25 protein-coding genes and 1 pseudogene are annotated in these 26443 nt (G+C 71.6%); 9 read left to right on the forward strand and 17 right to left on the reverse strand.

What is annotated here, in order from left to right; all coding sequences use genetic code 11:
- Nucleotides 1–79: 79 nt before the first annotated feature.
- The 4 genes from HZF19_RS12525 (at nt 80) to HZF19_RS12540 (ending at nt 6007) form a co-directional block, all read left to right on the forward strand.
- On the forward strand, nt 80–1405 hold the full coding sequence (locus tag HZF19_RS12525; protein ID WP_208029130.1) for a UDP-N-acetylmuramoyl-tripeptide--D-alanyl-D-alanine ligase: 1326 nt from the start codon (nt 80–82) through the stop codon (nt 1403–1405).
- Between the two features lie 115 nt (nt 1406–1520).
- Nucleotides 1521–3197 carry a tyrosine-protein kinase domain-containing protein gene (locus HZF19_RS17210; RefSeq protein ID WP_208029131.1) on the forward strand — a complete coding sequence of 559 codons (1677 nt, stop codon included), beginning with the start codon at nt 1521–1523 and terminating at the stop codon, nt 3195–3197.
- 57 nt (nt 3198–3254) lie between these two features.
- Nucleotides 3255–4640, forward strand: a complete 1386-nt coding sequence (locus tag HZF19_RS12535) for a hypothetical protein (RefSeq protein WP_208029132.1) — start codon at nt 3255–3257, stop codon at nt 4638–4640.
- Nucleotides 4637–6007, forward strand: coding sequence for a lipopolysaccharide biosynthesis protein (locus HZF19_RS12540; protein ID WP_208029133.1), 1371 nt, complete (start codon nt 4637–4639; stop codon nt 6005–6007). Before HZF19_RS12535 ends, HZF19_RS12540 begins: the two co-directional genes overlap by 4 nt.
- A gap of 25 nt (nt 6008–6032) precedes the next feature.
- On the opposite strand, the gene HZF19_RS12545 is transcribed toward HZF19_RS12540, so the two are convergent.
- The 7 genes from HZF19_RS12545 to HZF19_RS12575 form a co-directional block, all read right to left on the reverse strand.
- A complete protein-coding gene (locus tag HZF19_RS12545) occupies nt 6033–7256 on the reverse strand; it encodes a glycosyltransferase family 4 protein (RefSeq protein ID WP_208029134.1) in 1224 nt (407 codons plus the stop codon).
- The gene (locus HZF19_RS12550) at nt 7253–8434 is read right to left on the reverse strand and encodes a glycosyltransferase family 4 protein (RefSeq protein ID WP_208029135.1); all 1182 of its coding nucleotides are present in this window, start codon (nt 8432–8434) and stop codon (nt 7253–7255) included. Before HZF19_RS12550 ends, HZF19_RS12545 begins: the two co-directional genes overlap by 4 nt.
- Complete coding sequence (locus HZF19_RS12555) at nt 8431–9360, reverse strand: sulfotransferase domain-containing protein (protein WP_208029136.1); 930 nt, start codon at nt 9358–9360, stop codon at nt 8431–8433. The genes HZF19_RS12550 and HZF19_RS12555 overlap by 4 nt, the downstream gene beginning before the upstream one ends.
- Nucleotides 9357–10280: a sulfotransferase family protein gene (locus tag HZF19_RS12560; protein ID WP_208029137.1), complete on the reverse strand. Its 924-nt coding sequence runs from the start codon at nt 10278–10280 to the stop codon at nt 9357–9359. Before HZF19_RS12560 ends, HZF19_RS12555 begins: the two co-directional genes overlap by 4 nt.
- On the reverse strand, nt 10277–11407 hold the full coding sequence (locus tag HZF19_RS12565) for a glycosyltransferase (RefSeq protein ID WP_208029138.1): 1131 nt from the start codon (nt 11405–11407) through the stop codon (nt 10277–10279). Before HZF19_RS12565 ends, HZF19_RS12560 begins: the two co-directional genes overlap by 4 nt.
- Before the next feature lie 15 nt (nt 11408–11422).
- Nucleotides 11423–12172 carry a sugar transferase gene (locus tag HZF19_RS12570; RefSeq protein ID WP_208029139.1) on the reverse strand — a complete coding sequence of 250 codons (750 nt, stop codon included), beginning with the start codon at nt 12170–12172 and terminating at the stop codon, nt 11423–11425.
- 221 nt (nt 12173–12393) lie between these two features.
- Nucleotides 12394–13731 (reverse strand): MFS transporter, encoded by a 1338-nt coding sequence (locus tag HZF19_RS12575; RefSeq protein ID WP_208029140.1) that lies wholly within the window; start codon nt 13729–13731, stop codon nt 12394–12396.
- An 83-nt stretch (nt 13732–13814) separates the two neighbouring features.
- Between HZF19_RS12575 and HZF19_RS12580 the strand changes: the two genes are divergently transcribed.
- From HZF19_RS12580 to HZF19_RS16495, 3 genes and pseudogenes are all read left to right on the forward strand, one after another.
- Nucleotides 13815–15155 (forward strand): sulfatase family protein, encoded by a 1341-nt coding sequence (locus HZF19_RS12580; RefSeq protein ID WP_208029141.1) that lies wholly within the window; start codon nt 13815–13817, stop codon nt 15153–15155.
- A gap of 53 nt (nt 15156–15208) precedes the next feature.
- Nucleotides 15209–16252 (forward strand): annotated as a pseudogene (locus HZF19_RS17470) (fibronectin type III domain-containing protein); the annotation flags it as partial.
- Between the two features lie 511 nt (nt 16253–16763).
- The gene (locus HZF19_RS16495) at nt 16764–17414 is read left to right on the forward strand and encodes a hypothetical protein (RefSeq protein WP_235979983.1); all 651 of its coding nucleotides are present in this window, start codon (nt 16764–16766) and stop codon (nt 17412–17414) included.
- 45 nt (nt 17415–17459) lie between these two features.
- Here the strand turns inward: HZF19_RS16495 and HZF19_RS16500 are convergent, their stop codons facing one another.
- From HZF19_RS16500 to HZF19_RS12615, 7 genes are read right to left on the reverse strand one after another with little or no spacing between them, the layout of a single operon-like run.
- Complete coding sequence (locus HZF19_RS16500; RefSeq protein ID WP_235979985.1) at nt 17460–17852, reverse strand: pilus assembly protein TadG-related protein; 393 nt, start codon at nt 17850–17852, stop codon at nt 17460–17462.
- Nucleotides 17853–17902: 50 nt separating this feature from the next.
- Nucleotides 17903–18376: a hypothetical protein gene (locus HZF19_RS12590; protein ID WP_208029143.1), complete on the reverse strand. Its 474-nt coding sequence runs from the start codon at nt 18374–18376 to the stop codon at nt 17903–17905.
- On the reverse strand, nt 18373–18777 hold the full coding sequence (locus tag HZF19_RS12595; RefSeq protein WP_208029144.1) for a TadE/TadG family type IV pilus assembly protein: 405 nt from the start codon (nt 18775–18777) through the stop codon (nt 18373–18375). The genes HZF19_RS12590 and HZF19_RS12595 overlap by 4 nt, the downstream gene beginning before the upstream one ends.
- Before the next feature lie 44 nt (nt 18778–18821).
- Entirely contained in the window at nt 18822–19022 is a 201-nt protein-coding gene (locus HZF19_RS12600; RefSeq protein ID WP_208029145.1) for a hypothetical protein, read from the reverse strand.
- Nucleotides 19023–19082: 60 nt separating this feature from the next.
- Nucleotides 19083–19997 carry a type II secretion system F family protein gene (locus tag HZF19_RS12605; protein WP_208029146.1) on the reverse strand — a complete coding sequence of 305 codons (915 nt, stop codon included), beginning with the start codon at nt 19995–19997 and terminating at the stop codon, nt 19083–19085.
- Nucleotides 19994–20896: a type II secretion system F family protein gene (locus tag HZF19_RS12610; protein ID WP_208029147.1), complete on the reverse strand. Its 903-nt coding sequence runs from the start codon at nt 20894–20896 to the stop codon at nt 19994–19996. Before HZF19_RS12610 ends, HZF19_RS12605 begins: the two co-directional genes overlap by 4 nt.
- Nucleotides 20881–22194, reverse strand: a complete 1314-nt coding sequence (locus HZF19_RS12615; protein ID WP_208029148.1) for a TadA family conjugal transfer-associated ATPase — start codon at nt 22192–22194, stop codon at nt 20881–20883. The genes HZF19_RS12610 and HZF19_RS12615 overlap by 16 nt, the downstream gene beginning before the upstream one ends.
- Before the next feature lie 204 nt (nt 22195–22398).
- Between HZF19_RS12615 and HZF19_RS12620 the strand changes: the two genes are divergently transcribed.
- Nucleotides 22399–23208 carry a crotonase/enoyl-CoA hydratase family protein gene (locus HZF19_RS12620; protein WP_208029149.1) on the forward strand — a complete coding sequence of 270 codons (810 nt, stop codon included), beginning with the start codon at nt 22399–22401 and terminating at the stop codon, nt 23206–23208.
- Nucleotides 23209–23326: 118 nt separating this feature from the next.
- Here HZF19_RS12620 and HZF19_RS12625 read toward each other — a convergent pair whose 3' ends face one another.
- Together HZF19_RS12625 and cpaB are read right to left on the reverse strand one after the other, a co-directional pair.
- The gene (locus HZF19_RS12625) at nt 23327–24616 is read right to left on the reverse strand and encodes a CpaE/TadZ family protein (RefSeq protein ID WP_208029150.1); all 1290 of its coding nucleotides are present in this window, start codon (nt 24614–24616) and stop codon (nt 23327–23329) included.
- 15 nt (nt 24617–24631) lie between these two features.
- On the reverse strand, nt 24632–25378 hold the full coding sequence (cpaB, locus tag HZF19_RS12630) for a Flp pilus assembly protein CpaB (protein WP_208029151.1): 747 nt from the start codon (nt 25376–25378) through the stop codon (nt 24632–24634).
- Nucleotides 25379–25595: 217 nt separating this feature from the next.
- On the opposite strand from cpaB, the gene HZF19_RS12635 reads away from it, so the two are divergent.
- Complete coding sequence (locus tag HZF19_RS12635) at nt 25596–25883, forward strand: helix-turn-helix domain-containing protein (RefSeq protein WP_208029152.1); 288 nt, start codon at nt 25596–25598, stop codon at nt 25881–25883.
- Here HZF19_RS12635 and HZF19_RS12640 read toward each other — a convergent pair.
- Complete coding sequence (locus HZF19_RS12640) at nt 25832–26404, reverse strand: hypothetical protein (protein ID WP_208029153.1); 573 nt, start codon at nt 26402–26404, stop codon at nt 25832–25834. The two genes, HZF19_RS12635 and HZF19_RS12640, sit on opposite strands and share 52 nt — an antisense overlap.
- Nucleotides 26405–26443 lie beyond the last annotated feature (39 nt).

Here is a 26443-nt window from a genome sequence, read left to right on the forward strand (position 1 = left end):
CGCCGGCCGCTGCGACGGCTGAGGGGCGCGCGGTGCGTGCCCCTCGTGTGGCCGGGTCCCACCAGTATCGTGCGGGCGCGTGAGGTTCCCCGTGTCAGAAGTGGCGGCCGCGGTGTCCGGCACCGTGGTCGGTACCGCCGGTGACGAGGCCACCGTCGACGGTGCGGCGATCGACAGCCGCGAGATGCTGGGCGGGGAACTCTTCGTGCCGATCATGGGCGTGCGCGACGGTCACGACTTCATCACGGCCGCGGTCGAGCGCGGTGCGGCGGCCTACCTGACGAGCCGAGCGGCGGAGGCCATGGCCACGGCCGAGGTGCCGGCCGTGGTGGTGGACGACACCGCCGCCGCGCTCAGCACCCTGGGCGGGCTGGCCCGGTCGCGGCTGGCGGGACCGGTGGTGGGTATCACCGGCTCGGTCGGCAAGACCACCACCAAGGACCTGCTCACCGCGGTGCTCGGGCATCGCTACCGGACCCATGCCAGCCTCCGCAGCTTCAACAACGAGTTGGGCGTGCCGCTCACGCTGGTCAACGCACCCGACGACACGGAGGCCACCGTGGTGGAGATGGGGGCCCGCGGTCACGGGCACATCGCGGAGCTCTGCCAGGTGGCGCGTCCCACCGTCGGGGTGGTCACGACCGTCGAGCTGGTCCACACCGAGATGTTCGGTGACCTCGAGTCGGTGGCCGCGGCGAAGGGTGAGCTGATCGAGTCGCTGCCCGACGAGGGGGTGGCGGTGCTCAACGCCGACAACCCGTTCGTGGCGGAGATGGCGGCGCGCACCAGCGCCCGGGTGGTGACCATCGGCAAGAGGGGAGAGGTGCACGCCGCTGCCGTCGAGGTCGACGGCGATCTGCGTACCCGCTTCGAACTGCGCTCGCCGTGGGGGAGCACCGAGGTGGTGCTCGCGGTGCGCGGCGCGCACAACGTGCACAACGCGCTGGCCGCGGCGGCGGTGGGCCTGGTCTGCGGGGTCGACCTGGCAGCGGTGGCCGAGGGCCTGGGCCAGGCGGAGGGGTCGCCGTGGCGGATGGACCTTCGGCGGGCCCCGAGCGGTCTGCAGGTGCTGAACGACGCCTACAACGCCGGGCCGGCCTCGATGGAGGCCGCGCTGCATGCGCTGGCCCGCCTCGACGCCGACCGCCGCATCGCGGTGCTCGGGCCGATGGCCGAGCTCGGTGACCACCACGAGGCCGCCCACCGGCGGGTGGCCGAGCTGGCGGTCGCGCTGGGCATCGAGGTGCTGGCGGTGGGGACCGACGACTACGGCGTGGCCTCGGTGCCCGACGCCGATGCGGCGCTCGAGTCGCTGGGCCCACTCGGCGAGGGCGACGCCGTGCTGGTCAAAGGCAGCCGGGTGGCGGGGCTGGAACACCTCGCCCATCTGCTCCACGGCGCCTGAACGACTCCCGCGATCGGGACCGGTCGTGGCCGGTGGCGGGGTCATGCCACGCGAGGTCGGCGATCGGTACCATCGTTCGGTTCGCCCCTCGACCCGACCACCGGGATGGTGATGCGTGACCACGGACGAATCCTCCGAGTTCGATGTGCGGCAGGTCGCAGGAGCGCTCCGCCGGCACATGGTGCTCGTGGTCGTCATCACCCTGGTCGCCGTCGTGATCGGGCTCGCCACCTCCTTCCTCTCACCGACCTTGTATGCCTCCACCGCCCAGGTCCGCATCGTCGATCCGGGTGCGGAGGCCGTGTCGTCGGCCGCGGCGAACCGGGTGGACCGCGAGCGTGAGGTGCAGACCCAGGTGTTGATCCTCAAGTCGAGGGAGCTGCAGGACGCGGTCGCTGAGCGGCTCGGCGCCTCGGCGAGCGAGATCGACGGCGTGTCCATCTCCGCGGTGGGCAACAGCGACGTGATCGCCATCAGGGTTGCCAGCCGTTCACCGGAGGTCGCGCAGGAAGCGGCCAATGCCTACGCCGAGCTGTACGTGCAGAAGCGCCGCGACGACGTGGCGGCGGTGTTCTCCGACCGGGCGGAGCGCCTGCGGGCCAGCGCGGATGAGCTGCAGACCCGCATCTCCCAGGTGAACGTCGAGCTCGCGGCCGGGCCCGGCGCGCTCGAGGCCCAGCGCCTGCAGGCCGAGCGCGACTCGTTGATCGTGCAGCAGGCGGAGATCCAGCGGCAGGCCGGCGATCTCGAGGTCCAAGCCGCGACCCGCACGGGCAGCGTCACCATCGTGCAGTCCGCCGAGCTCCCCTCGGCGCCGTTCTCTCCGACCACCGAGCGCAACGTGGTGATCTGGACGGCGCTGGGGCTGCTCGTGGGCTGCGGTGCGGCGCTGCTGCGCGACCGCTTCGACGATCGGGTCTCCGCGAGCACACAACCCGAGATGCTGGGCGTGCCCGTCATCGGCTCCATACCCGAGATCGGTTCCCGCCGGCGGCTCGGTCGACCACGCACGACCCCCCGGACGGTCGTGGACCCGACCTCACCGATCGCGGAGGCGTTCCGCACGCTGGCGACCAGCGTCCGCTTCTCCGCCGTCGGTCAGGATCACCATGTCCTCGCGATCACGAGTGCCGAGCGCGGTGAGGGGAAGTCGACGATCGCGGCGAACCTGGCCGTCGCGCTCGCCGACATGGGCATGAAGGTCGTGCTGGTCTCGGCGGACCTCCGAGCCCCGGTGCTGGGCGAGATCTTCCGGCTCGACGAGAGCGAGCGCGGCCTCACCTCGGTCCTGCTCGGCGATGCACCGCTCGCCGAGTGCTTCCGACCGATCACCTTGCGCACCGGACGATCCTTCTACCTGCTGCCGGCCGGTCCGATGCCGGGCAACCCGCACGAGCTGCTGTCGTCGAGCCGGATGGCTGAACTGATGGCCTCGCTCACGGCCACCGGCGCGGACTTCATCCTCATCGACTGCCCGCCCGTGTTGCCCGTGGGTGACACGCTGGCCCTGGCTCACCTCACCGACGGCATGGCGGTCATCGCGACCGTCGGATCGACTCGTCGCGGGGCCTTCGAACAGACGGTCGATCGCCTGCAGACGGTCAACGGCAAGGTCGTGGGTGCGATCCTCAACCGCACGGAGGGGGCCAGCCGGTACGGCGAGTACGGCTACGGGTACGGCACTCGCACATCCACGGTGCCCCGACACCAGTCCCGACACGTGCATGATGTCAGTGGATCGACCCGGGTGGGCGACGTGCCAGCGCGCGATGGCAGCCCGGTGAGCACCTGACGAAGCGGCCACGATGTCGCCTCGGGGGATCACGCCAGCGCGAAGGGATCGCGGGCGATGACGGTGCTCAGCGCGCTGCTCCTGCTCGGGTTGCTCTGGGTGATCTACCGCCAGTGGTCACGGTGGCCACTCGACATCGTGGCGATCTTCTGCGTCGGCTTCCTGCTGTTCTACGGCTTCCGTGCCGTGGTGGTCGCAGCGGGTGTCGATCCCCTTTACCCCGACTACCTCTTCGGGGCCAACTCCGCGATGCTCGCCGGCCGCACCAACCTGCTGCTCTGCTTGTTCCTCGGCGGGGTGATCGGTGGCCTCACCCTGTCGAGCAGGATCGGGCTGCGACTGCCTCGATGGATGTTCCCGGACATCGTGAGCCACCCGAAAGGGTCGCGGTACTTCTCGGTGGTGGTCGTGCTGACCGCGGTCTCGACGGTCATCACGCTCGTGCTCCTGGCCCGCTACGACGGCTTCAGCGGCGTGGTCCAGGCCTCCAAGTACGACCGGGACCTGACCGGCACGAACATCCTGCGGGTGTTCCCGAGCATCGGGTCGCTCGTGGCGGTGGCCTCCGCGCTCGACGTCGCCAGGCGCTACCGGGGTCGGTTCACCGCCGGCCAGCGCCAGCGCCTGGTCGTCAGCGTGGCCTGCGCGGTGCTCGACGGCTACTTCGTGTTCGTGTGGGGGCAGCGGTCGATCCTGGCCATCGTCGTGTTCGGCCTGATCGCCGGGCTCGTGGCCTTCCGGCCATCGCCTCGTGGGTCCAGGGCCTCTTCGTTGCGCATCTGGGGCGGCATCGCGGTCGCGGTCATCGTCTGCGTCGTCACCGTCGTGGGGCTGCGGTTCCTCCGGGACACGGCCGCGACCGGCGACTTGAGCCCGAACCTCAAGAACGAGACCCTCATCCGGCAGTTCTCGGTGGCCTCGAACTCCACGTCGTACGACGCGCTGGTGCTGGCTCGCCGCGACTGGCCGTCCACCTTCGAGTTCCGTGGGGGGCAGGACTTCGCGGCCGGGGTGGGAGCCGCGGTCCCGCGGTTCCTGCTCCCGGACAAGCCCACCTCGATCTCCACCGGCGCCTGGTTCCGGCGGGTGTACGAGCCGGACACGGTCAACGGCTGGCCTCCGGGGGCGGTGGGCGAGTGGTACCTCAACTTCGGCGTCCTCGGCGTGGGGTTCGGAGGCGTGCTCTCCGGTGTGGTCTTGGGGATGCTCAGGTTCGCGCTGCGCTCTTCCCGTGAGCATCCCCTCGCGTTCGTCACCTCGGCCGTGGTCGCGTTGCAGGTGATCCAGCTCGGCGTGGGCATCGAGACCCCCCTCGAGTGGGTGCGCTGGTGCATCCCCCTGGTGATCGTGTCGGCCGTGCTGGGGGCGACCAGGAGGGGCCGCGAGGGGCTCGACGGCGACGTCGTGGCGCCAGCAGGTGTCACCCCGGTGGCGCCGGCATGACGGCGACGGTTCGCAGCCGGTTCGCCCGTGGGGTTCGGCGCAGCGCGCCGGCCACCTGGGCGCTGGGGTCGCGGGTGGCGGGACTCGTCGCCTCCACAGCGATCGCCGTGGTGTTGGCCCGCTCGCTGGGCACCGACGACTTCGGTCGCTTCTCGGTCGCGTCGAGCATCGCGGTGGGTGGCAGCATCGCGGTGGCGGGTGGCTTGAACCGGGCGGCGCTGCGGGACGTGGCCTCGCTGCTGGCGCACGGGGACCGGGGGGCGGCGCGCTCGGTGATCGTCTCCGCGTTCGGGGCGTTCGGGCTCGTCGCCCCGCTCGGGGTCCTCGGCACGGTGCTCACCGGATCGGTGGTGATCGGTTGGAGCCGCACGGTGGTGCTGACGGCGGCCCTGGCGCTGCTGTTGGGCCTGCTGCTCGTGCTGGCCGATGTCATCCGGGCGCTGGGCGAGTACCGGGTCGCCAACGTGGCGTCGGGGCCGAGCGGCGGCGCAGCGGTGGCTCTCGGGTTCCTGGTGTTGAGCGCGTGGTCGTTGTTCCGGCCTCGAACGGCCGATGCCGCGCTGGTGTTGAACCTCGTCGCCGCCGCCCTGGCGTGCGTGCTGGCCGTGACGGTGTTCATGGCCCGGGCCCGGGAGGTGACCCCGAGGGCGACCACCACGTCTCCTTCGGCCAACCCGAAGCACTTGGTCGTAGCCGGCTTCCCGTTCATGGTGACCCAGGTGGCGCTCTTCCTGAGCCTCCAGGTCGACCTGTGGATCGCGGGGGCGACGCTGTCCGAAGGCGACACCGGGCTCTACGCCGGCGCGCTGCGACTGATGAACGTGGTCCGGGTGCCACTCACCGCCGCGCAGTTCACGCTGCTCGCGGCCATCCCGGCACTGCACGCGCTGGGTCGGATGGAGGAGCTGGAGCGGCGAGTGCGGCGAGCGGGCACGATCGTGACGATCCCCTCGGTGGGTGCCCTGTTGGTCTGTGTCTTCTTCGCCGGCCCGATGCTGGCGCTGGTGCTGGGTGAGAGCTATCGGGCTGCGGCGCCGCTACTCGTGACCCTGGCGCTGGGGCAGCTGGTGATCGTGGCCCTCGGGCTGAGCGGCAACGTGTTGAACTTGTGTGGCTTCGAGCGCCTGATGTTGGTGTTCAGCGTCGGCTCATTGGCATCGTCGGTGGTCGCGGATCTCGTGGCAGCCCGGCTCTGGGGGGTGGAGGCGCTGGCCATCGCTTCCGCCTCGACCACCGCCGGCAGCTTCGTGGTGCTGTGGTGGCTCGCCCACCGTCAGTTGGGCATCTGGACCCATCCGTTCCTGCCCTCGAGACGGAACCTGCTGCCGTCGGCCGCCATCTCGGTCCCGGCCGACGCGCCCGGCTGAGGTGCCGGGCCGACCCGCTCGGCACTCATCGCAGCGTCGCGGTCACCAGCTCGGCGAAGCGGTCGCCGAGCGCGTCGACCCCGAAGTGGGTGAAGGCCAGGCGTCGCGCGCTCGCCCCCATCTGCGCCCGCTGCTCGGCTCCGAGCGAGAGCATCCGCCGCAGCCCTGCTCGCAGCGCACCGGGGTCGCCGGTGCGAACCATCACCCCGTCGATGCCGTCGCGGTAGTGGGGTGGTTCGCCGCTGCAGTCGGTGAACACCACTGGGCAGCCCGCGGCCATGGCCTCCATCACCGCCAGCGAGGAGCCCTCCCAGCGGGCGGCGTGCACGTAGCCGTCCGAGGCCCGCAGCAAGTCGGGCACGTCGTCGCGCCAGCCGGCGAAGCGCACCGTGCGCTCGAGGCCGGCCCGCCGGATGCGGTCGTGCAGCGAGCGGACGAACTCCTGGTTGCGCCGGGGTGTGCCGGGTCCTCCACCGTCGCCGACGATCACCAACTGCAGGTGCTCGACGAGATCGGGCGCCTCGGTGAGAGCCTCCACGAGGATGTCGTGGCCCTTCTGCGGGTCGAGACGGCCCACGCTGAGCACCAGCAGCCGATCGGGGTCCGCCCCGAGCTCGTGGCGCAGACGTTCCCGTTCCCTGTCGGCCACCGCCGGACGGAAGGGCTCCAGGTCGATGCCGTTGGGGAGCACGACCGTGCGATCGACCGGCACCCCCTGCGCGAGTACCTCCCGGCGGACCACCTCGGAGGTGCACACGGCCAGCGTCGTGAGCCGGGCGACCGAGCGCCCGTAGACCGCCTGCTTCAGTGCTGCCACGGGCGTCGGGCCGTGGAACCGGTGCTGGTTCTGGACCATCAGGATGCCCGGTACCCCCAGGCACCGGGCCGCGAGCAGCGCCGGCACCCGGTCCCGCTGGTTCACGCCGATGATGCAGGATGCCCCGGCGGCCTGCGCGTGGCGAGCGAGGTCGCGAGCCTGCAGCGGGTTCCACGGTTGCTCCATGCGGCGGCACGGCACGGTGCTCACGCCCACCTCCGCGAAGTCGCCGATGATCGAGGGCGCGCCTGCGGGCATCGCCCCGTGCAGCACGGTCACCCGGTGGCCGGCTCGGCACAGCGCCCGGGCGTAGCCGAGAGCCATGCGGGCGGCGCCGGTGCGGTCCGGGCGGCGCAGCGTCATCACGATGCGATGGCTCCGCTCATCTCCGGCCACGCGCCGCTGTTCGGGGTCGGTTCGCGCTGCGCTCATGACCAGGTCCCGACCACCAGCTCCACGAAGCGGTCCGCGATGTCGTCGATCGCGTAGTGCTCGCCGATCAGCGTCGAGCCCCTCGCACCCATGGCCCGCCGATCGTCCTCGCTCATGGCGGCGACGCGAGCGAGTGCTTCCGCCAGCGCGCCAGAGTCGCCAGCGCGGACCATGAGACCGTCCAGGCCCTCCTCGAACCATGGGGGTGGACCGGAGCAGTCGGTGAAGATCGTGGGGAGCCCGGCAGCCATGGCCTCCATCACCGCCAGCGGCAGGGCCGGGCCCTCCCAGCGGGCGGCGTGCACGTACCCGTCGGCGGCGGCCAGGACGTCGGCGACGTCGCTGCGCCACCCGGTGAAGCGGATCGTGGTGTCCAGCCCCGTGTTGCGGACTCGATCCCGCAGCTCGTCCGGCCAGCGGGCCCGGAGCTGATCGCCGGTGCCGCCGGCGCCGACGATCGCCAGCTGCGCCCGCTCGGCCAGCGCGGGGGTGCGTGCGAAGGCGTCGATGAGCAGGTCGTGGCCCTTCTGCGGGTCGAGGCGACCGACCGACACGAACACGAATCGGCGGTCGTCGAGGCCGAGGTCGTCGAGCAGCTGGCGACGGCGCCGGGGGTCGAGGGGTGGGCGCGCCGGCGCGGGCTCGATGCCGTTGGGCAAGACCACGGTCCTCGCGTCCGGGACCCCGAAGCGCACGATCTGGGACCTCACCACCTCTGAGGTGCACACGGCCAGCGTGGTGTAGCGCCCGACCGTCTGCCGGTAGGCGACCCGCTTGGCTCGGGACACCAACCCGCTGCCCCAGAAGTGGTGCTGGTTCTGCACCATCACGACGGCGGGGATGCGGGCCCGCGCCGCGGCCAGCACCGCGGGGAGCCGGTCGCGCTGGTTCACGCCGACGATCGCGCGCGCCCCGGCGCGCCTGGCCCGACCCGCGAGGTCGGACACGAGCAGCGGGCTCCAGGGTCGGTCGAGGCGCTTCTCCGCGACGGTGGTGGCGCCGATCTCGTAGAAGTCGGGGACGATCGACGGCTCGCCCGGGGGGAGCGGCCCGTGGACCAGCGTGACCCCGTGACCACGCCGGCGGAAGGCGCGGGCCACCTGGAGGGCCATCTGCGCCGCGCCGGTGCGATCGGGCAGCCGGAGCGTGAACAGGACGTTCGCCGGCTCCGAGGTCACGGCGTGCCGTCCCTCCGGACCGTTCGCCACGACGACAGGTCCACTGCCAGGAGCGTCTCCAGCCGGGCGATGTCGTCGGCGAAGCCGGCGACGAGACGTTCTCTCGTCTCGGGACGGTAGGAACCCCGCACCACGTTGTGGCGCCCCACCAGGGAGCGGAGCTTGGCCCGGGCGCCCGATGGCACGATGCGACCGAGTACCCGCTTGGCCGGGTGCGGGGTGTTCACCATCCGGCTCAGGGTTTTGAACCGCGGCTCTCCTGAACGGTGCGGCTCAGGGGTGACGGTGGGGGCGATCGGCTCGACCCCGAGGAATCGGTAGGTCCGCTCGAGCACCACCTCCGGCTGGCGCGCGAACTCGTCGTAGAGGAGCACCAACACCTGATCGCGGGGGAACATCTCGAACAGCCGTGCGAGCTGCTCGGCGTAGCGACCCATGGCCTGGTAGTGCCAGATGTGGTGCCAGCCGGCTGCGATGCGGCGTGGCTCGTCGTCGAGAGCCCGCTCGAACTGCTCACAGGGCTCGAAGGTCCGGGTGCGCATGAAGCTGTAGGCGGAGAAGGCTCGGTCGGAGGGATCCCGCAGGATGCAGATGACGCGGGCTGCGGGGTTGTGCTCGTGCAGGCGCCGGGGCGCGTCCTGGGCGTAGAGCGTGGACACCGACGCCTCCCCCCGCAGCGAGCCGGGAGCAGCTCGCTCGTACAGGGCGAGGTATCGCTCACGGTCGGTGACCGATAGCCGGTTGATGGTCCGGTCGTCGCCCGGGCCGGTGAACGCTGGGCGAGAACCCGCCAGCGCGAAGTAGTGCGGCTCCTTGGGATCGGTGAGGAACAGCCGAGGGTGCTCTGAGAGGTACTGGTAGAGCGCGGTGGTCCCCGATTTGGCCGCGCCGGCGATGACGAAATCGGGTGGCGGCGCGGTGCTCACGGCCGATGCACCCACGACGGGGCATCCTCACCGAGGAGCTCGGCCAGCTCGCGGCGCTCGGGCGCGTAGAGCGCGTCGAGCATCGGGCGGGTCTCGCCGGGCAGGTCCATCCGCTCGAGGTTCGTGCGGCGGACCCACTCGCGCAACCTGAACGGCACGACCGTGCGCACCAGCGCCCGGGGGCCTTCGTGGCGGCGCAGCCAGTTCATGGCCCCGGTGAGGGCCCGGCTCTGCGGCCGACCGCTGACGTTGACCTCCGCACCGAGATCCTCGATGCCGTGCTGGTCCAGCCCCAGGAACGCGAAGACCTCGCTGAGTCCGGAGGCGGGCTGCGCCACCAGGTCCTCGTAGCCGATGACGAGCACCCGATCCCGACCGAACGCGTCGATGAATGGCGCGAGCTGGCGTGTGTAGAAGCCCATCCGGGTGTAGTGCCACAGGTGATGCCAGCCGCTCGCCCGGCGTTGCTCCTCGAGCTCCAGCGCCCGCTCGAAGCTCTCCGTCTCCCACCCCCTACCGACCAGGTAGCTGTAGGCGGAGAAGGCCCGCTCCACCGGGTCGCGGAGCAGCGCGATCAGCTTCACCTCGGGGCAGCAGCGCCGGATGTTCTCGATCGCGGCCTCGGGGTGGTAGAGCGTCGACACCGACCCCTCCCCGCGCTGGCGGTGGCCTGCTCCCGGCTCGAAGAGCGCCCGCCACCTCGCCTCGTCGGTGACGGCGAAGCGGTTGATCGAATCGGCGTCGCCCGGCCCCTGGAAGTCGAGGCGCTGGCCGGCGAAGGCCAGGAAGTGGGGTTCCTTCGGGTCGGTTAGGAAGACGTCGGGGTGACGGTTCAGCACGTGGCAGAGCAGCGTCGTGCCGCTCCTGGCCGCCCCGATGACGAGGAACGTGGGCCCGGCGTCGCTCGACGGGTCGTTCACCTCGCCTCACTCCGTCGAGCCTCCAGGAGGCGCAGCGCGGCAGCGGTCACCGCCTCCACGGAGCGCTGCTCGGACAGCTCGCGCTCCACTCGCCGGCGTCCGGCGAGCCCTTCCCGCTCACAGCGAGCGGGATCGTCGAGGCGCGCGGCCAGCTCCTCGGCGAAGCGGGTGGTGTCACCCAGCGGCACCGCGGCCCCGCAGTCGCGGATCTGGGTGCCCATGCCCGACATGTCGAAGGTGACCACGGGGCGGCCGGTGGACCACGCTTCGATGGTGGCGAAGCTGATGCCCGCCTCCCACCGCGACGACACTGCGGCGACGTCGGCGGCGGTGAGCCAACGGTGCACGTCGGAGCGATCACCGGCGAAGACCACCTGTGGCGGCGCGGTCGCCCGCAGCGCCGGGCCGTCGGGTCCGTCTCCGACCAGCACCAGGTGCGCATCGGGCACCCGATCGAGCACCCGGGGCCAGGCGTCGAACAGCAGGTCCTGCCCCTTCTGCTCGCACAGCCGGCCGACGCACACCGCGATCGGGGTGTCCGCCAGCCCCAGGTCTCGGCGGGCCTGGGTGCGTGCCGTGGCGTTGCTGAACGGGAACGCCTCGGGATCGACCCCGTGGGGGATGGTCACGTAGTGGCCGCGCACGCCGACCTCCCGGCCCTGGGCGGCCTCGGTCTCGCTCACCATGACGAACAGGTCCACCCATCGCGACGCCACCCGTTCCCAGATCCTGGCCAGCGGCTGGAAGGGCCCGGAGGGGTGGAACGACCAGGCGTTGGGTTCGAACAAGGTGGGGATCCGCCGGCGCACGGCGAGTCGTCCGGCCAGGCCGGCCTTGGCCGAGTGCAGGTAGACGAGGTCGGGCGCCACCTCGCGGATGATGGGCGTGAGGTGCCGCACCTCGGCGAGCAGGCTCGGGCCGGGGTTGCGGGTAGCTGCCCAGGTGACGACCTCGACGCCCACGGCCCGCAGCTCCGAGGCGAGCCAGCCGTCGGCCGGGCAGGCGACGGTGACGTCCCAGCCGATGCGGTGCTGGTAGCGGGCCACGTTGCGCACGAACACCGCCACACCGGCGATGGTGGGCTGGGCGACGTGCAGGATGCGCGGCGGGCGCGGATGGTCGTTCATGAGGGAGCGGTGTGCTCAGTAGGCGCCGCGAGCGGCGAGCACTGCAGGCACCGTACGGGCCAGCAGCACTAGGTCGAGCGCCGGCGTCCAGCAGCGTACATACTGCCGGTCGAGCTCCGCGCGTTCCTTGTGGGTGAGCGAGCTTCGCCCGCTCACCTGCCACAGTCCGGTCATGCCCGGTTTCACCGCGAAGTACAGGTCGATGTCGTCGCCGTAGAGGGCTTCGGCCTGGTCGAGCAGGACCGGACGAGGGCCTACCAGGCTCATGGTCCCGAGCACGACGTTGATGAGCTGTGGCAGCTCGTCGAGGCTGGTGCGGCGCAGGAACCGACCGACGGGCGTGACCCGGGGGTCGCGGTCGAGTGGCAACTTGTAGCCGTTGGCCACGAACTCCTCGTAGAGGGCCGGATCGGCGAACAGGACGTCTTCCGCGTCGACCCGCATGGTGCGGAGCTTGTAGATCGTGAAGGTCTCACCGCCTCGTCCCGGGCGCCGCTGGCGGAACAGCGCCGGCCCCGGTGTGCTCAGCCGCACCGCCACGACGAGCAGGGCCAGCAGGGGCAGCGAGAGTACGAGCAGCGGGATGCCGATGAGCAGGTCGAAGCATCGCTTGGCCGCCCGACCGCCGCGGGACTCGACCCGGAGTGGGGTGGTGGCGCGCTCGAGGTCTCGGGTCGGACCTGCCGGTAGCGAGGGGCCCGCCCGGCGGACAGGGTCCGGAGCGAGCCCACTGTGCACCGCCGCAGTGGCCTCAGCGGTCGTCATCTCGCGCGCAACCCTCCCTCCAACAACGTGTCCGCCCGTTGCCCCGGACCCGGCACGCTAGCGAACCGTGGCCGCTTCCTCGCGGACCGTGGTGTCCGGGTCCGGATCCACCGCCGCAGCCGGCCGCTTCCTCCATCGGTCCCCGCACTCCCGCCGTTGAGGTGGCGGGCCCTCGTCGGGCAGAAATGAGCCGGACGGCTCACGCAGCCGTTTCAGGAGTCTCAGGTCGAACGATGGAGGGAGTTCGTGATTGACGCGGGGTCACGTAGGTTGGCGAAGGGCACCAGCAGCGCGGCCGTCGCCACGCCCACCAGCACCACCACCGTGACCGAGGTGGCGTCGATGATCGGGCCCGCGATCAGCCCTCCGATGGGCACTGTGCCACCGAAGGCCATGATCCACAGCGCCATCACCCGGCCCCGGACCCGGTCGTCGAGGCGGTTCTGGAGCACGGTCGACAGCGACGTCACGGTGGCGAAGTAGCAGAAGCCCACGATGAGCGCGACCGGGTACGCGGGGGCGGGGTCGCGCAGCAGCCCGAACGCGCACAACGAGACCGCGAACCCGCCGAGCCCGATGCGCACGATGACCTCCAGCGACCGGCCGGCGAGGAAGGTGCCGATGGACAGCGCGCCCATCACCGCTCCGAGCCCGAAGCAGGCATAGAGCACCCCGAACGCTCCGCTGCGGGGGGCGATGCCGAAGCTGTCGGCTGCCAGCCGTTGGATGTGCACCACGAAGGGCAGGCAGAAGAACGAGAACAGCGCCATGGTCGCGAGGCACCGCCCCACCACCCGGTCCCGGCGGGCCACCTGGATCCCTTCACCGATCCGTCGCAGGCCGGTGGGCTCGCCAGCTGCCCGGGGGGTGGCCGGTGGCAGCTTGACCAGTTGCAGGGCACCGATGATGAACAGGTACGTGACGGCGTTGCCGACGAACACCCACGACGCGCCCACCCGGGCGTACACGAGTGCCCCGATCGCCGGCCCCACCACCCGCGACAGGTTCATGCTGGCGGAGTTGAGCGACACCGCACCGGGGAGGTCCCGCCGGCGCACGAGCAACGGCAGCAGCGCCGAGTAGGTGGGTGCGTAGATCGCCTGGCCGACCCCGATCACGAAGGTGACCAGCACCAGTCCGCTCAGCGAGGGCTCGTTGCCTCGCGCGAGCCATGCGAGCACGAGCGAGAAGAGCAGTTGCTGCCAGGAGACCATCACGAGCAGCCGCTTGCGGTCGATGATGTCGGCCAGGGCTCCGCCGGCGAGGGAGAAGAGCAGCAGTGGTCCGAGCTGCGCGAACGCGATCCAGCTCACGTAGGTGGACGAACCGGTGAGGTCGAGCGCGAAGGCGCCGAGTACCACGTTCTGCATCCACGAGCCGATGTTCGACAGCAGCGAGCCGATGTAGACGGTGCGGAAGGTGGGATAGGCGAGCGCGGCGCGGGCGGTGCCGGGCGCGAAGGTGCGGTCGCCTTCGAGGAGCGCGTCTTCGGCATCCTCGACGCTCAGCTCGGCGGCCTCTTCGGGGCGCGGTCGATCGGGTGCAGCGCGCTCGGTCACCGGGGGGAGGCTACGGCGGGCCTCGCGCCGGGGACGAACCGGTTGCGTACCGCGCCGGTATCGGTGTGCCTACCATCCCAGTGGTGCACGGCGGGAAGCGGGAGGCGGCGCCCCGCAGGGTGGTGTGGTGGCTCGCGGTCGCCCTGCTCGCGCTCGAAGGGTTGCCGGTGGGGGTCGACCCCGCGAGCGGTGCGAGCCTCGGGGTCGAGGCCGCACCCGAGCGGCCCAACGTCGTGGTCATCATGACCGACGATCAGACCCCCGAGATGCTCGATGCCATGCCCAAGACCAAGGAGCTGCTCGTCGAACGGGGCACGACGTTCCGCGACTCGGTGGTGGTCAACCCGCTGTGCTGCCCCTCGCACGCAGCCTTCCTGACCGGCCGCTCCTCACGGTCCACTCGCGTCTACAACAACACCCCGCCGCTCGGCGGCATGTTCGCCCTCGACCAAGGCAACACGCTGCCCGTGTGGCTCCAGGCCGCGGGCTACAGCACGGGCAAGATCGGCAAGGCCATGTTGGGCTACGCCCCGGCGATGGGAACACCACCGGGATGGGACAGCTGGGAAGCGAACGGGGGTGGGTACTACGACTACACGTTGATCGACGGGAGGCAGCTCGTCAGCTACGGCTCCGCGCCCGAGGACTACTCCACCGACGTGCTCGCCACCCGGTCCGCGAGCACCATCGAGCGCTTCGCCGGCGACCAGCGACCGTTCTTCTTGATGATCAACCCCTTCGCCCCCCATTACGCCACCGGCTCTCCGACCGCCACCCCCGCACCCAGACACATCGGAGCGTTCGCCGGCGCCCCGCTCCCTGCCGACCCCGCCATCAACGAAGCGGACGTGTCGGACAAGTCCCCGCAGGTGGCCGCGACCTCCCGGCTCTCCGCCACGGCTCTCGAGACCACCCGGGCCGGCTACCAGTCCCAGCTCGAGTCGCTGCTGGCGGTCGACGACCTGGTCGAGCGGGTGGTGTCGGCGCTGGATGCGACGGGCGAGCTGGACCACACGGTGATCGTGTTCACCTCGGACAACGGTCTGCTCCACGGCCAGCATCGGCTGCGGGGCAAGAACGTCCCCTACGAGCCGGCGATCCGGGTCCCGTTGGTGGTGCGCGGGCCGGGCTTCCCCGCGGGCGCGGTGGTGGACACCCCGGTCGCCAACATCGATCTGGCGCCGACCATCGTGGCGCTGACGGGAGCGACCGCGGGGCTGCCCGCCGAGGGCATCGACCTGCGTACGACGCTTCTCAGCGGCGGTCAGGGTGACCGGGCACTGCTGATCGAGGGGGCGATGAGCGGGACCGCCGGGTGCTTCGATGCCATCCGGACCTCCACCCGCAAGTACATTCGCTTCGCCGACGGCAGCGAGGAGCTCTACGACCTGCGGGCCGACCCTACGAGCTCGCCAGCGTGGTGAACGATCCCGTGTACGCGGCGACGCTGACCGCACTGCGGAACCAACTCGACGCCATGCGCTGGCACGGCAAGCCGTGCCTGCCGGCCGCCGAGCTGAGCGTCGGGGACATCGGCGTCCACGAACCCCCGGCCGGTTCACGAACGGCCGAGGTCCCGATCGTTCTCTCGACCCCCCTCTCGGTCGATGTCACGGTGTCCTACGAGATTCGCGGCGGCAGCCCCCCGGCGGCCACGCCGGGTCTCGATTTCACGGGACCGCTCACGGGCACCGTGACGATCCCCAAGAACGGGACCAGCGCCGCGGTGAACGTACCGATCCTCGCCGACACGATCACCGAAGGAGCCGGGGAGACCTTCGAGGTAATCGTGACCGGGGTCGCGGCCGGCTCGACGAGCGTGACCGTGACCCGAGCAGTGGGGCAGGTCACGATCCTCGATGCGCCCTGCTGCGGGCCGAGGATCGAGGTGGGTGGGGTCCGGATGGTGGAGGGGCACATCACCTCGAACGGCGCCCGTATCCCGATCACCGCCAGCCAGGTGCTGAGCGCGCCGGCGACGGTGAGCTACCAGGTGATCCGCGAGACCACCAGCCCGGGAGACGTGCCGGCGGTCGGGGGAACGGTGGTGATGCCACAGGGCGAGTCGAGCGCGGTCATCGTGGTGCCGACGAGGGGCGATCAGTGGCCCGAGCCCACCGAGACGTTCGGTGTCCGGTTGGTCTCGGTCGCCGGTGCGGGCCTGCCGGCCTTTGAGCTCGGTGCCGGGACGGGTGCTCTGATCGACGACGACCCCGACGTCGCTCAGAGCATCCCGTTCCACTGTCTGGTCGAGACGAGCGCGCTGTGCGCGACCGCTCCAGCCGCCGCGACGAACGTGGTCGGCACGGCCGGCGACGGCGGCGTGACCGTCTCGTGGGTCGCGCCGGCCCAGGACGGAGGGCGCCCGATCACCGGGTACCGGGTCACGGCGTCTCCGGGGGGTCAGAGCTGCTGGTGGAGCGCCGGCCCCCTGTCGTGCACGGTGTTGGGCTTGTCGAACGGCACCCCCTACACGTTCACGGTGCAGGCATCCAACGTGGTCGGCTCCGGTCCTCCGTCGGCACCCTCGGCGGCGGTCGTGCCCCGAGCCCCCGCATCGCGGTTCGTGCCGGTGGATCCCATCCGGATCCTCGACTCGCGCCCGGCATCGAACGTGGGGCCCTACACGACCCCCTGGTCGGCCGGGAGCACCCGGCGGGTGAGGGTGGGGGGGGTGAGAGGCGTGCCAGCTGACGCTCAGGCCGTCACCCTCAACGTAACCGCGACCGCGACCACCAGCTCGTCCTTCCTGTCGATTTGGCCGAGCGGTCAAGGTCGCCCCACGGTGTCGAGCTTGAACTGGCAGCCCGGCTGGACGATCGCCAACTCGGTGACGGTCAAGCTCGGGGCCGACGGCCAGATCGACCTGTTCAACCAGGCCGGGTCCGTCCACGTCGTCATCGACGTGGTCGGCTACTACGCGCTCGGGCCCCACGCAGGTCTGGTGCCGGTGAGCCCGGCCCGCATCCTCGACTCCCGTGTCGGCTCCCAGGTGGGCCCGTACGCCACGCCGTGGGCGGCCGGCACCACCCGTGACCTGCTCCGTGGCGGGCATCGAAGGGGTGCCGGCGGGGGTGCGGGCGGTGGTGTTGAACGTCACGGTGACCAGCACCACGGATTCCTCGTACTTGTCGGTGTGGCCGACGGGCCAGGCGCGCCCGATCGTGTCGAGCCTCAACTGGCAGCCCGGCTGGACGATCGCGAACTCGGTGACGGTCAAGGTGGGCACGGGCGGCATGGTGCGGATGTTCAATCGCGCCGGGTCGGCGCAGGTGGTCGTCGACGTCGTCGGCTACTTCGAGCAGGGCGCCGGGTATCCGTTCCACCCCATCGACCCGGTGCGGGTCCAGGACTCCCGGCCCGGCTCACAGGTGGGCCCGTACTCGACGCCGTGGGGCGCGGGTGCCACCCGCGACGTCGACGTGTCCGGGGTGGGGGTGCCGAAGGACGCGGCGGCGGTGGTGTTGAACGTCACGGCCACCGGGACCACCGGGTCGTCGTTCTTGACGCTGTGGCAGCCGGGATGGTCCCGCCCGTTCACGTCCAGCCTGAACTGGCAGCCGGGATGGACCATCCCGAACGCGGCGACTGTGGCGATCGGTGCGAGCCGGAGGGTGAACGTCTACAACGCCCGGGGCTCGGTCGACGTCGTGGCCGACGTGTCGGGTTGGTACGGCGAGTAGCCCGCCTCTGGCACGGGTCACCCCGAACGGCTGGGAGCGAGAGGGTCAGCGCGGTCGGGCGGTGGCGGTGGCTCGGGCGTCGACCATCGCCGAGCGGGCACCGGGCAGCGCCCGGGCGAACACGTAGTCGACCCGCATGCGCAGCTCGACCCGAACCTCGTCGGTGGCGGTGAACGAGACCCGTGGAGGCTCGGCCAGCCGGTCGAGCAACCCCCGCGCTTCGAGGGAGCTGACCACGGCGTTGCGAGCCCGGTCGATGTCCAGCAGGTAGCCCTCCCCACGACGGAAGCGATCTTCGTCGAGCCCGTAGGTGACCGCGTCGTTGGCGGCGGCGTCGGCGGCGTGCACCAGCTCGCGCCGGCCCAGGTGCACGACCGCGGTGTCGACCGTGATGGCCGCGAGGACGAGCACGATGAGCACCGCGGCTGGCATCAGCATGAGCGCGCTCCCACACTCGCTGCCGAGCCGGCCGGTGGTTCGCCTGGTGCTCAGCATCGGCCTCCTGCCGGCAGGCCTGCCCGGTAGGGGTCGATGCGCTCGCTGTGGGACGAGGCGACCTCGAACCCCGAGCCGTAGCCCCCGATCCACGGCAGCGGCAGCGCCGGCACCCGGTATCGGGCGGTGACGATCACCTGCGCGCACCGCCGCCACGGCTCACCGTCGCGGTGGCGGATCGAGAGCGCCAGGCGCTCGGGTCGGCGCCCCTGCCCGGTGATGATCCCCCGGGCCGCCCCGTCGGCCGCCGCTGCCGCTTGACTTGGGCCAGGAGCCTCGACGTACGCCCGGACCGCCTCGCGGGACGCGGCGCCCACCGCGAGCTTGGCGTCGACCACCGCCCAGGCATTGGCCACCAGCAGACCGCCGATCACGAAGACCAGCAGCCCGAACGGCAGCACCTCCACGCCACCGAGACCTGCGTCGCCCCGGCACCGCATGACACGGGGCCGCGTGGGCTCGCTCACCGCAGGTCCTCGATTCGGACCCGAACGGTGCGGTCGATCTCGTCGAAGCCCACCCGGGCGGGAAGGCCGGGAAGGGTGAACCTCGGCGACGGCGCCCGGACGCGCAGCACCACCTCCTCACCGGTGCTGGCCGACCAGTCGAAGCGCACCTGCTCGCCGTAGCGGCCCAGCAGGGCGCGAGCTCGTTGCTCGCCCCGCTGCCGAGTGGCGGCCACGGATGCCGCGTCGTGGCCCGAGCCCGACCCGCCTGCTGCCACCCGGGCCGCCTCGTACGCAGCGCTCGTGACCATCGAGGTGGTGTGCAGGTTCATCAGCAGCTGCACCGCGAACAACAGGAAGGCGAGGAACACCGTCATCCCGGCCATGGCGCCGATGAGCCCGGCACCCGTCTCGTGAGCCATGTCCTCGCCCCGGGCGGGCCGAGCGCGCCTGCCGTGGCTGCCCGTCACTCCTGGCCGATCTGTTGCACCTTGGTCTGCGTCGTGGACTCGGTGTCCTTCCACATCCGGTTGAACCCGATCCACATCGCCGCGCCGAGGAAGGCCATGATCAGCACGGCGATCGCCGCGCTGATCACCCCTTCGCCGCGGTCGCCGCCGCGACCGTGGGCCCGCAGCTCGTCGAGTACCCATCGGATGGTGGCCATGAGGGTTGGTCCTTTCCTGTCTGGTGGTCGGTTTCTGCGGTCGATTGCGGTCTCGTCAGCTCAGCCGGTGGTGAACAGCCGCATGGCTTCGACGAACGGGACCGTCAGGAACAGCACGCCGGGAACGAGGGTGGCCACGGTGACCGGGATCCACACCTGCTGCGCACGCCGCTCGACGGCCTCGATCAGCTCCCGGTGCGCATCACGGCGGATGGCGCGGGCCTCCTCGGTGATGAGCCGGCCGAGGTCGCCGCCGTCGCGGTTGAGTGACAGCACGCCGACGAGCCGGGTCACGGCGTCGACACCGGCCAGCTCCGCCCATTCGTCGAGCGCCTCGATCTCGCCGAGGCCCTGGCGGATCCGACCGCACACCCGGGCCAGGTCGCGCGCGCAGCAGCCCTGGCCCCGCTCGGCCAGCCGGTTGAGCGCCGCGCCGAGCGAGTAGCCGGCCGAGAGGAGCATGCCGAGCTGCTCGCTCACCACCGGCAGCTCGTGAAAGAGCCGCCGTTGCCATCGCTGCGAGGCGGTGATCGCCTGCTGCTCGAGGATCAGGAAGGTGAGCAGCGGCGCCCCCAGGATGAACAGCACGGCCGGAGCGGGGGGCATGCTCGTGGCCAGCGCCAGCGCGCTGCCGGCGGTGAACGCGGCGAGCGACCAGCCGAGTTGGCGGGCCCGGAAGGCAGCGACGTCGAAGGGTGAGTGAGTCCGTTCGAGGCGCACCGCGAGCTCCTCGCTCACCCCGAACAGCCGCGAAAGCTGCCCGGCGACGTCGTGCAGGAGCGGCTCGAGGACCTCTCGGAGGTTGCGGAGCGACGAGACCCCAGTTCCCGGCGCGATCGTGGTCGCCCCCTGCCCGGGCGCATAGGTGCGGAGCCGCTCCGCCAGCGCCACCCGGCGGAACCAGCGGAGCTGGGAGAGGAGCAGCGTCGCGCCGGTCCAGCCCACCAGCCCGCACAGCAGCACCGCCCGGCTCATCGGTCGAAGACCCGTTCGCTCTCCGGGAGCCGCATGATCTGGCCCGCCCACAGCCAACAGGCGATCACCATGGCGAGCGCGACCACCACCAGGAACTGGCCGGTCGACGTCGCGTAGGCATCGCGCCCGTTGCCCACCGACAGGCCGGCGAAGGCCATACCGAGCGGGACGATCAGCACGAACCGGCGGGCGAAGCGAACTCCGGCTTGCCGGGCTCGGGCGTCCTTGCGGTACTGCAGCTCCGCCCGGCGGTCCGCGGCGAGGTCGTCGAGGCGCTGGTCGAGATCAGCACCCCCGATCTCGTGCGCGGTCAGCAACGTCTCGCAGACCACGTCGGCGGTCGGGTCGTCGAGTCGGTGCTTGAGCACGCCGAGGGTGCGCTCGAAGTCGGTCGAGATGCGCCACTCCCGATGGGCTGCCTCGAATGCGTCGCGCATCCCCGGCGGGGCGTTGCGGCCGGCTTCGAAGAGCGCTTGGGGGACGGAGCGGCCGACCGAGCCGGTGAGGATGCGGATCTCGTCGATGAGCCGGGGCCAGGCGTCCTGGGCCGCGGCCCGACGGTTCCGGTTGCGCTGGCGGTGCGCGGCGAAGGGGAAGCTCGCCGCGAATGAACCGGTGACGAATGCCGGCGCCGCGCCTGCGAACACCACGAACGCGAGCGCGGCACCGATCGCGAACAACAGCGTGGCCACGGCGACCACGTCGCCGCCGGAGAGCCCCGCGAGGCCGGCGCGGTCGAGGCCGCGACGAACACGCAGGCGAAGTCCTTCCCGGTCGTCTCGGAGGGCGTGGTCCGTGAGCCGCAATCCACGCCGACCGAAGGCGGCGCGGGTGAAGAGGAGGTACACGCCGAACGCGGCGGACATGGCGAGGAGCAGACCGGTCAGAACTGCCTCCATTCACTCGGCGACTGATCGTTCAACGAGGCGACCACGTCGGCGCCGATCGCGTCGAAGAGCCGACCGACCCGGACCGGCACGTTGCCGGTCCACACCAGCGGGTGGTCGTAGCCCCGGCGGGAGAAGAGCTCGGTCACGGTGAACTGGGTGGCATCCGCGGCCGTCGCCGGGTCCTCGACAGCCACGACCTCCATCACCCGTGGTCCGTCGGGGCCCCGGACGGAATGGACGACGAGATCCACCGCTTCGCTCACCAGTGCGTTGAGGGCACTCATCGGTAGCTCGGATGCCGCGTCGCTGAGCTGGGCGATGAACCGGAGGCGGCTGAGGGCCTGGCGGGCGGAGCCGGCGTGGATGGTGGTGAAGCCCTTGACCCCGGAGGAGAGGGTCAGCAACAACGGCAGGGCCTCCCGATCGCGGACCTCACCCACGATGGCCACGTCCGGGGCCATGCGGAGGAACCCGGCCACCAGCCGGCGGAGGTCCACCGCCGGCCGGTCGGAGCGCGCCGCACGGGTCTGCATGCTGGCCACGTTCGGCAATGGCACGTCGGCTTCGAAGACCTCCTCCGCGATGACCACCCGCAGGGAGGGGTCGAGTTCTGCCGCGCAGCACGACAGCAGCGTGGTCTTGCCCGAGCCGGGCGCGCCGGCGAACACGGTCGAGCAGCCGGCGCGCACCGCGGCGGCGAGGAAGTGGGCGACGTGCGCGCCGAGGGTGTCGCGCTCGACCAGCTCCTGGAGGCTGCGGAACGGCACGCCGGTGAACTTGCGGATGTTCACCATGGTGTGGCCACCGCGGCTCAGGTCGCCGTGGACGATGTGCAAGCGGGCACCGTCATCGAGCTGCGCGTCCTGCAGGCCCTCGCTCGGGTCGAGCTTGCGGTGGCTGGAGGAGGCGTCGTCGAGGATCTTGGTGAGGATGCGGGTGACGTGCTCGTCGTCGTGGAAGACCTCGTGGTGGTACCCGCTCGGGCCCCGGTGGCGCTTCACGAAGATCTGGTCGGGGGCGTTGATCATGATCTCCCACACGTCGTCGTCCGCCAGCAACGGGGTGAGCGGGCCGTAGCGGGCCAGGTTTCGGAACGCTCGCTCGGCGATCAGCTCCGGGGAGGCGAGCGGGTGCGGGCGCAGCCCCCTCCTGTGGTCGAGCTCCCAGCGCTGCACCTCGTCGTCGATGAGCGCCCGCAGTGCGGCGTCATCGTCGGGCCCGGACATGTCCAGCGCCATGTCCTTGGCTCGCGCCTGTACGGCGCGTTCGATCTCGATGAGTGGCGTGGGCTCGTCGACCGCCGTCATTGTCGCTCCGCCGAGTTGAGGGGCGCAGCGAACCTACGACGGCGGTCGGGTGGTGGTCTGCATGACATCGGCCACAAGCAGCACAGAACGTGGTCACGCGCGCGCGGGAATGGCCTCACAGGCCGCCCTTGCGGCCAGCCACGGCGGATCTGACTACCTTTCAGGCTCGCTCGACCCGCCTCGAACGCACCGGAAAGGACCGACGTGAGCGAACCAGCAGTGCTCGTGGACCGTGACGGCCACGTCGTCACGGTCACCCTCAACCGCCCCGACAAGCGAAACGCGTTCAATGCCGAAGTGCTGTGCCGGCTCTGCGACGCCTGGGACCTGATCGACGGCGACGCCGACGTCCGTGTCGCCATCCTCACCGGCGCCGGGGGGAACTTCTCGGCGGGAGCCGATCTCGACCGCCTCGTTGGAGCGCTGCTGTCGGGCAAGCCCACCGAGAACGAGTTCGAGGAGCGCATCAAGGCCGACTTCAACCTGATCTTCAAGGGCTTCCTGAAGGACTACGTGCTCACCAAGCCGATCATCGGGGCGGTCGAGGGGTACTGCTACGCGGGAGGCACCGAGATCCTGCAGGCCCTCGACATCCGGGTGGTGGCCGAGAGCGCTCAGATCGCCATCACCGAGGTCCAGCGGGGGCTGTTCCCCATGTCGGGCTCCACCGTGCGCCTGCCCCGGCAGATCCCCTACACCCTGGCGATGGAGATGTTGCTGGTGGGCGAGCCGATCACTGCTCGGCGGGCCTACGAGATCGGTCTGGTGGGCCACGTGGTGCCCGACGGGCAGGCACTCACCCGGGCCAGGGAGCTCGCGGACCGCATCGCCGCCAACGGGCCGCTCGCGGTCAAGGGGATCAAGCAGTCGGTGATCGCCAGCCAGTGCCTCCCGGAGAAGGAGGCGTTCGTGAAGGAGATGGAGATCGGCATGGCGGTCATGTCGAGCGAGGACGCCCGCGAGGGCCCCAAGGCGTTCCTCGAGAAGCGCACGCCCGACTTCAAGGGTCGCTGACCGCTCGTTGCTCCCATCGCACCCTCCCTCACTCCTCCCTCCTTAGGAACTGTTCATGGATCCGCGGCGCGCGGCCGCGCATCCATGAACAGTTCGTGAGGAGACCGGCCGGGAGTGCTCAGGTGGAGGACCAGGCGCCGAGCGAGCCGGGGACCACGCGCTCGGGGTCCGCGGCGGCGGGCGGCTCGACCCGGTCCAGCATGGCTCGCAACGCGTCGCCGATCGGCCCGGTGAACGAGGCGGGTAGCGGGTCGGCGGCCCGCATGAGGTCGTCGAGCCCTCGGCGGTCCGGGACGAACAGCGGAGAGGACAGCTGGGCGGCGTCGGGGCCGAGCGCGGCGGCCAGCTCCGCCACCGCCCGTGTGAGCTCTGCCCGGAGCCTCCCCTGGCGGGGAGCGCGGTTGACCACGGGCAGGATGCGCTCCGCCGCGACCCCGTGCCGGAGGAGCGCGTCGAGATGGCGCACCAGCCGGTGGACGCCCACCAGCGTCGGCTGGCAGGCCACGGCGACCACGTCCGCGTTCGCGGTGGCGGTGCGCGCCAGCCGGTTGCGGTCCTCGATGTCGAGCGAGCCGCAGTCGTCCTGACCCTCGAGGTCGGCCTCGACGTCCGCGACCACCACCTGGTAGGTGCGCAGGAGGCTGTCGAGCGCGGCGGCGGTCGCCCGTGGGCGGAGGGCCGACCAGTCCCGGTGCCGCCGCAGGCCGAGCAGGAGGTCGTAGCCCCGGTCAGGCAGGGCGAAGGTCAGCGCCTGCACGTCGTCAGCCGCCGGTCGACCGCTGCGATGGGCTTCGACCAGCTCCTGGAGGCCGGGCACGACGTCACCCACGTCGTGCAGCATCGCCAGGTCCGCGTCGAGTGCCAGGTCCGCGAGCAGCACCCGGCCCCCATAGCGGGCATCGACGGCGAACGCCTGGGCTGCGGCCATGGCCAGCGTCGACGTGCCGGCCCCGCCTGCGCCGAGCAGGACGACGAGATGTCCCCTCCAGCTCCCGGTCGCCTCGGGGTGGCCGGCCAGGTCGATGGTCTCGGCCAGGCGCTGCACCGGTTGCGCGTGATCCCGGAGGGCTGCCATGAGCAGCCTGCGGTCGAGCGGTTCGGGCAGGACCGCCGACACCCCGATGGCGGCCAGATCCCGGCGGGGCATGCCGTCGTCGACGGCGACCACGGCGCACCCCTGGGCCCGGGCGGACTCGACCAGGTCACGGTCGAGCGCCGGCAGCGCGCCGTCGACCAGCAGGGCCGAGAAGGCTCGACCGGAGGCGAGCCGGGCTCGCACCTCCTCGGGCGAGACGCACTTCACGAACTCCACCGGGACCGCGCCGGCGGTCGCCCACCGGCTGACCTCGGTGAACCAGGTGGAGCGGACCCGGGCCAAGCCGAGCACGACGAACTGGTCAGCGTCCACGGCTGCCTCGCCCGCTCACCGGGCGGTGTCGGGGGGGCCGATGGAACCCGGACCGGGAGCGCGGTACTGGCTGGGCAGCGGCCCTCCGGCGCGGGTGGTCCGGACCAGCGTGATCGAGCCCACCTCGGCTGCGTGCGCCACCCGGAGCACCTCGTCCGGATCGCGCAGGGCCAGGGTGACCACCACCGTCCCGGCGGAGCCGATCGTGCCCCTCGAGCCATCGTCGAGGGCGGTCACCCCTGCGCCGCGGGCCACGACCAGGGTGTAGGCGGCATCGCCCGTGCCGTAGGTGGCCAGCACATCGACCGTCTCGCCCCGCCGGAGCCCGCCGTTGAGGGCCCGGTCCCGATCGATCGGCAGCGAGAACTCGTGCCCTCCGTCGAACCCCGCGGCGCGGTCGGCGGGAAGCACCGCCGAGCGCAGCACCAGGTCCCCGGGTGCCAGGGGGGCGAGGGCCACCGCACCATCGAGCTCGGAGGGGGATTCGTACACTCGCGCCGCCTGTTGTGCAGGCAGCTCCATGGTCTCGAGCCCGAGGGCGTCCGCGGTGATCGGCCCACCGGGATCGACGCTTCTCGTTGCCACCACGTATCGGGTGGTCGGGCGACCGCCTGCCTGCCGGTAGGCGGCGAAGACCCCGACCGCCGCGACCGTCACCAGCAGCCCGCCCACCACCGCTCGGCTGTTCGGCAGGCTCGCTCGCCGGACGATCCGCGGCCGGGCCGTGCGCTCGGCGTCTCCAGTCGCCCGCCCTCGGGACATCTCCACCTCCGCCGCGTCGGGAAACCGGCAGAACGTACGACGGCTCCCTTTCGTGGGCTACATGACCTCCGCCACATTGATGACGTCCCGTGGCCTCATGAACACATGCAGCGACGATCTCTCATCGCTGCCGCCCACTCGGCCGACTGGCAGGCCGGCGCGGTGGGAAAGCCATGAAAGGGTCACAAAGGACTCGAGAGTGCTAGCGTGACCGGCGATGGCTGAGCAGGACGACCTACGCGGGGGCACCGAGCGCGGAGCAGGCGAGATCCGCTGGCTGAGCACGGCCGAGGCCGCGACACGCCTCGGCATCACCTCACGTACGCTCTACCGGTTCATCGACGAGGGCCAGCTCCCGGCCTATCGCTTCGGTCGCGTCATCCGGCTCAAGGCCAACGAGGTCGACGACTTCATCGAGTCCTGCCGCATCGAGCCCGGGACGCTCGAGCACCTCTACCCCGAATCGACCAGCGAGACCTCCGCCACCGACGCCAGAGCGAGATAGGCCCACCCCCGCTCACCGGCCACGGCGAGCGTCACCAGGTCCCGGCCCACCGCAGCGATCTCGCCCACCACGGCAACGCTGGCACCCGCCGTCCACACCGCCACCTCCTGCCCACCGGCCGCGAGCCCGGCCAGGGCCTCGCCGATGGTGGTCAGCGAGGGCGGCTCACGATCGCCGGTGACCGGCCCGTCGCCCGGCGAAGGCCAAAGCACGGCGATGGCGTCGAGCGCGACCAGCACGTCGGACCCGTCCGCGGGGCGGAGCACGAGGAAATCGTGCCCTATCACCGCCACGGTTCCCCGGTGCCGGCGACCTGACCGCAGCTCGACGAGCACCGGGCGACCCCGCTCGGCGAGGTCCGCCAGCGCGCCGCGCCAGGTGGCGTCCTCCGCGGCCTGGCGGGCCAGCCACCCGGTGCGTGCCCGCTCCCCGATCACCCGGTCGGCGCTGACCTCGGCCAGCCACCGGTCGAACGGATCGGGGGGTCCCGGTCGGAGGGGATCGGGCTCCGCTGGTCTCACGGGTGCGGCAGGCTAGCGAAGCTGTCCGGCGGGGCTCGG

It is taken from the genome of Rhabdothermincola sediminis (assembly GCF_014805525.1).
Lineage (GTDB): Bacteria > Actinomycetota > Acidimicrobiia > Acidimicrobiales > Acidimicrobilacustridaceae > Rhabdothermincola > Rhabdothermincola sediminis.

Bases quoted from the DNA above. Each gene is read 5' to 3' on its own strand.
- HZF19_RS12540 (WP_208029133.1), top strand. From the start codon at position 4,637: ATGACGGCGACGGTTCGCAGCCGGTTCGCCCGTGGGGTTCGGCGCAGC.
- HZF19_RS12600 (WP_208029145.1), bottom strand. From the start codon at position 19,022: ATGGCCACCATCCGATGGGTACTCGACGAGCTGCGGGCCCACGGTCGC.
- HZF19_RS12595 (WP_208029144.1), bottom strand. From the start codon at position 18,777: ATGGCTCACGAGACGGGTGCCGGGCTCATCGGCGCCATGGCCGGGATG.
- HZF19_RS12610 (WP_208029147.1), bottom strand. From the start codon at position 20,896: ATGGAGGCAGTTCTGACCGGTCTGCTCCTCGCCATGTCCGCCGCGTTC.
- HZF19_RS12545 (WP_208029134.1), bottom strand. From the start codon at position 7,256: ATGAGCGCAGCGCGAACCGACCCCGAACAGCGGCGCGTGGCCGGAGAT.
- cpaB (WP_208029151.1), bottom strand. From the start codon at position 25,378: ATGTCCCGAGGGCGGGCGACTGGAGACGCCGAGCGCACGGCCCGGCCG.
- HZF19_RS12565 (WP_208029138.1), bottom strand. From the start codon at position 11,407: ATGAACGACCATCCGCGCCCGCCGCGCATCCTGCACGTCGCCCAGCCC.
- HZF19_RS12605 (WP_208029146.1), bottom strand. From the start codon at position 19,997: ATGAGCCGGGCGGTGCTGCTGTGCGGGCTGGTGGGCTGGACCGGCGCG.
- HZF19_RS12635 (WP_208029152.1), top strand. From the start codon at position 25,596: ATGGCTGAGCAGGACGACCTACGCGGGGGCACCGAGCGCGGAGCAGGC.
- HZF19_RS16500 (WP_235979985.1), bottom strand. From the start codon at position 17,852: ATGCTGATGCCAGCCGCGGTGCTCATCGTGCTCGTCCTCGCGGCCATC.
- HZF19_RS12570 (WP_208029139.1), bottom strand. From the start codon at position 12,172: ATGACGACCGCTGAGGCCACTGCGGCGGTGCACAGTGGGCTCGCTCCG.
- HZF19_RS12535 (WP_208029132.1), top strand. From the start codon at position 3,255: ATGACGGTGCTCAGCGCGCTGCTCCTGCTCGGGTTGCTCTGGGTGATC.
- HZF19_RS12615 (WP_208029148.1), bottom strand. From the start codon at position 22,194: ATGACGGCGGTCGACGAGCCCACGCCACTCATCGAGATCGAACGCGCC.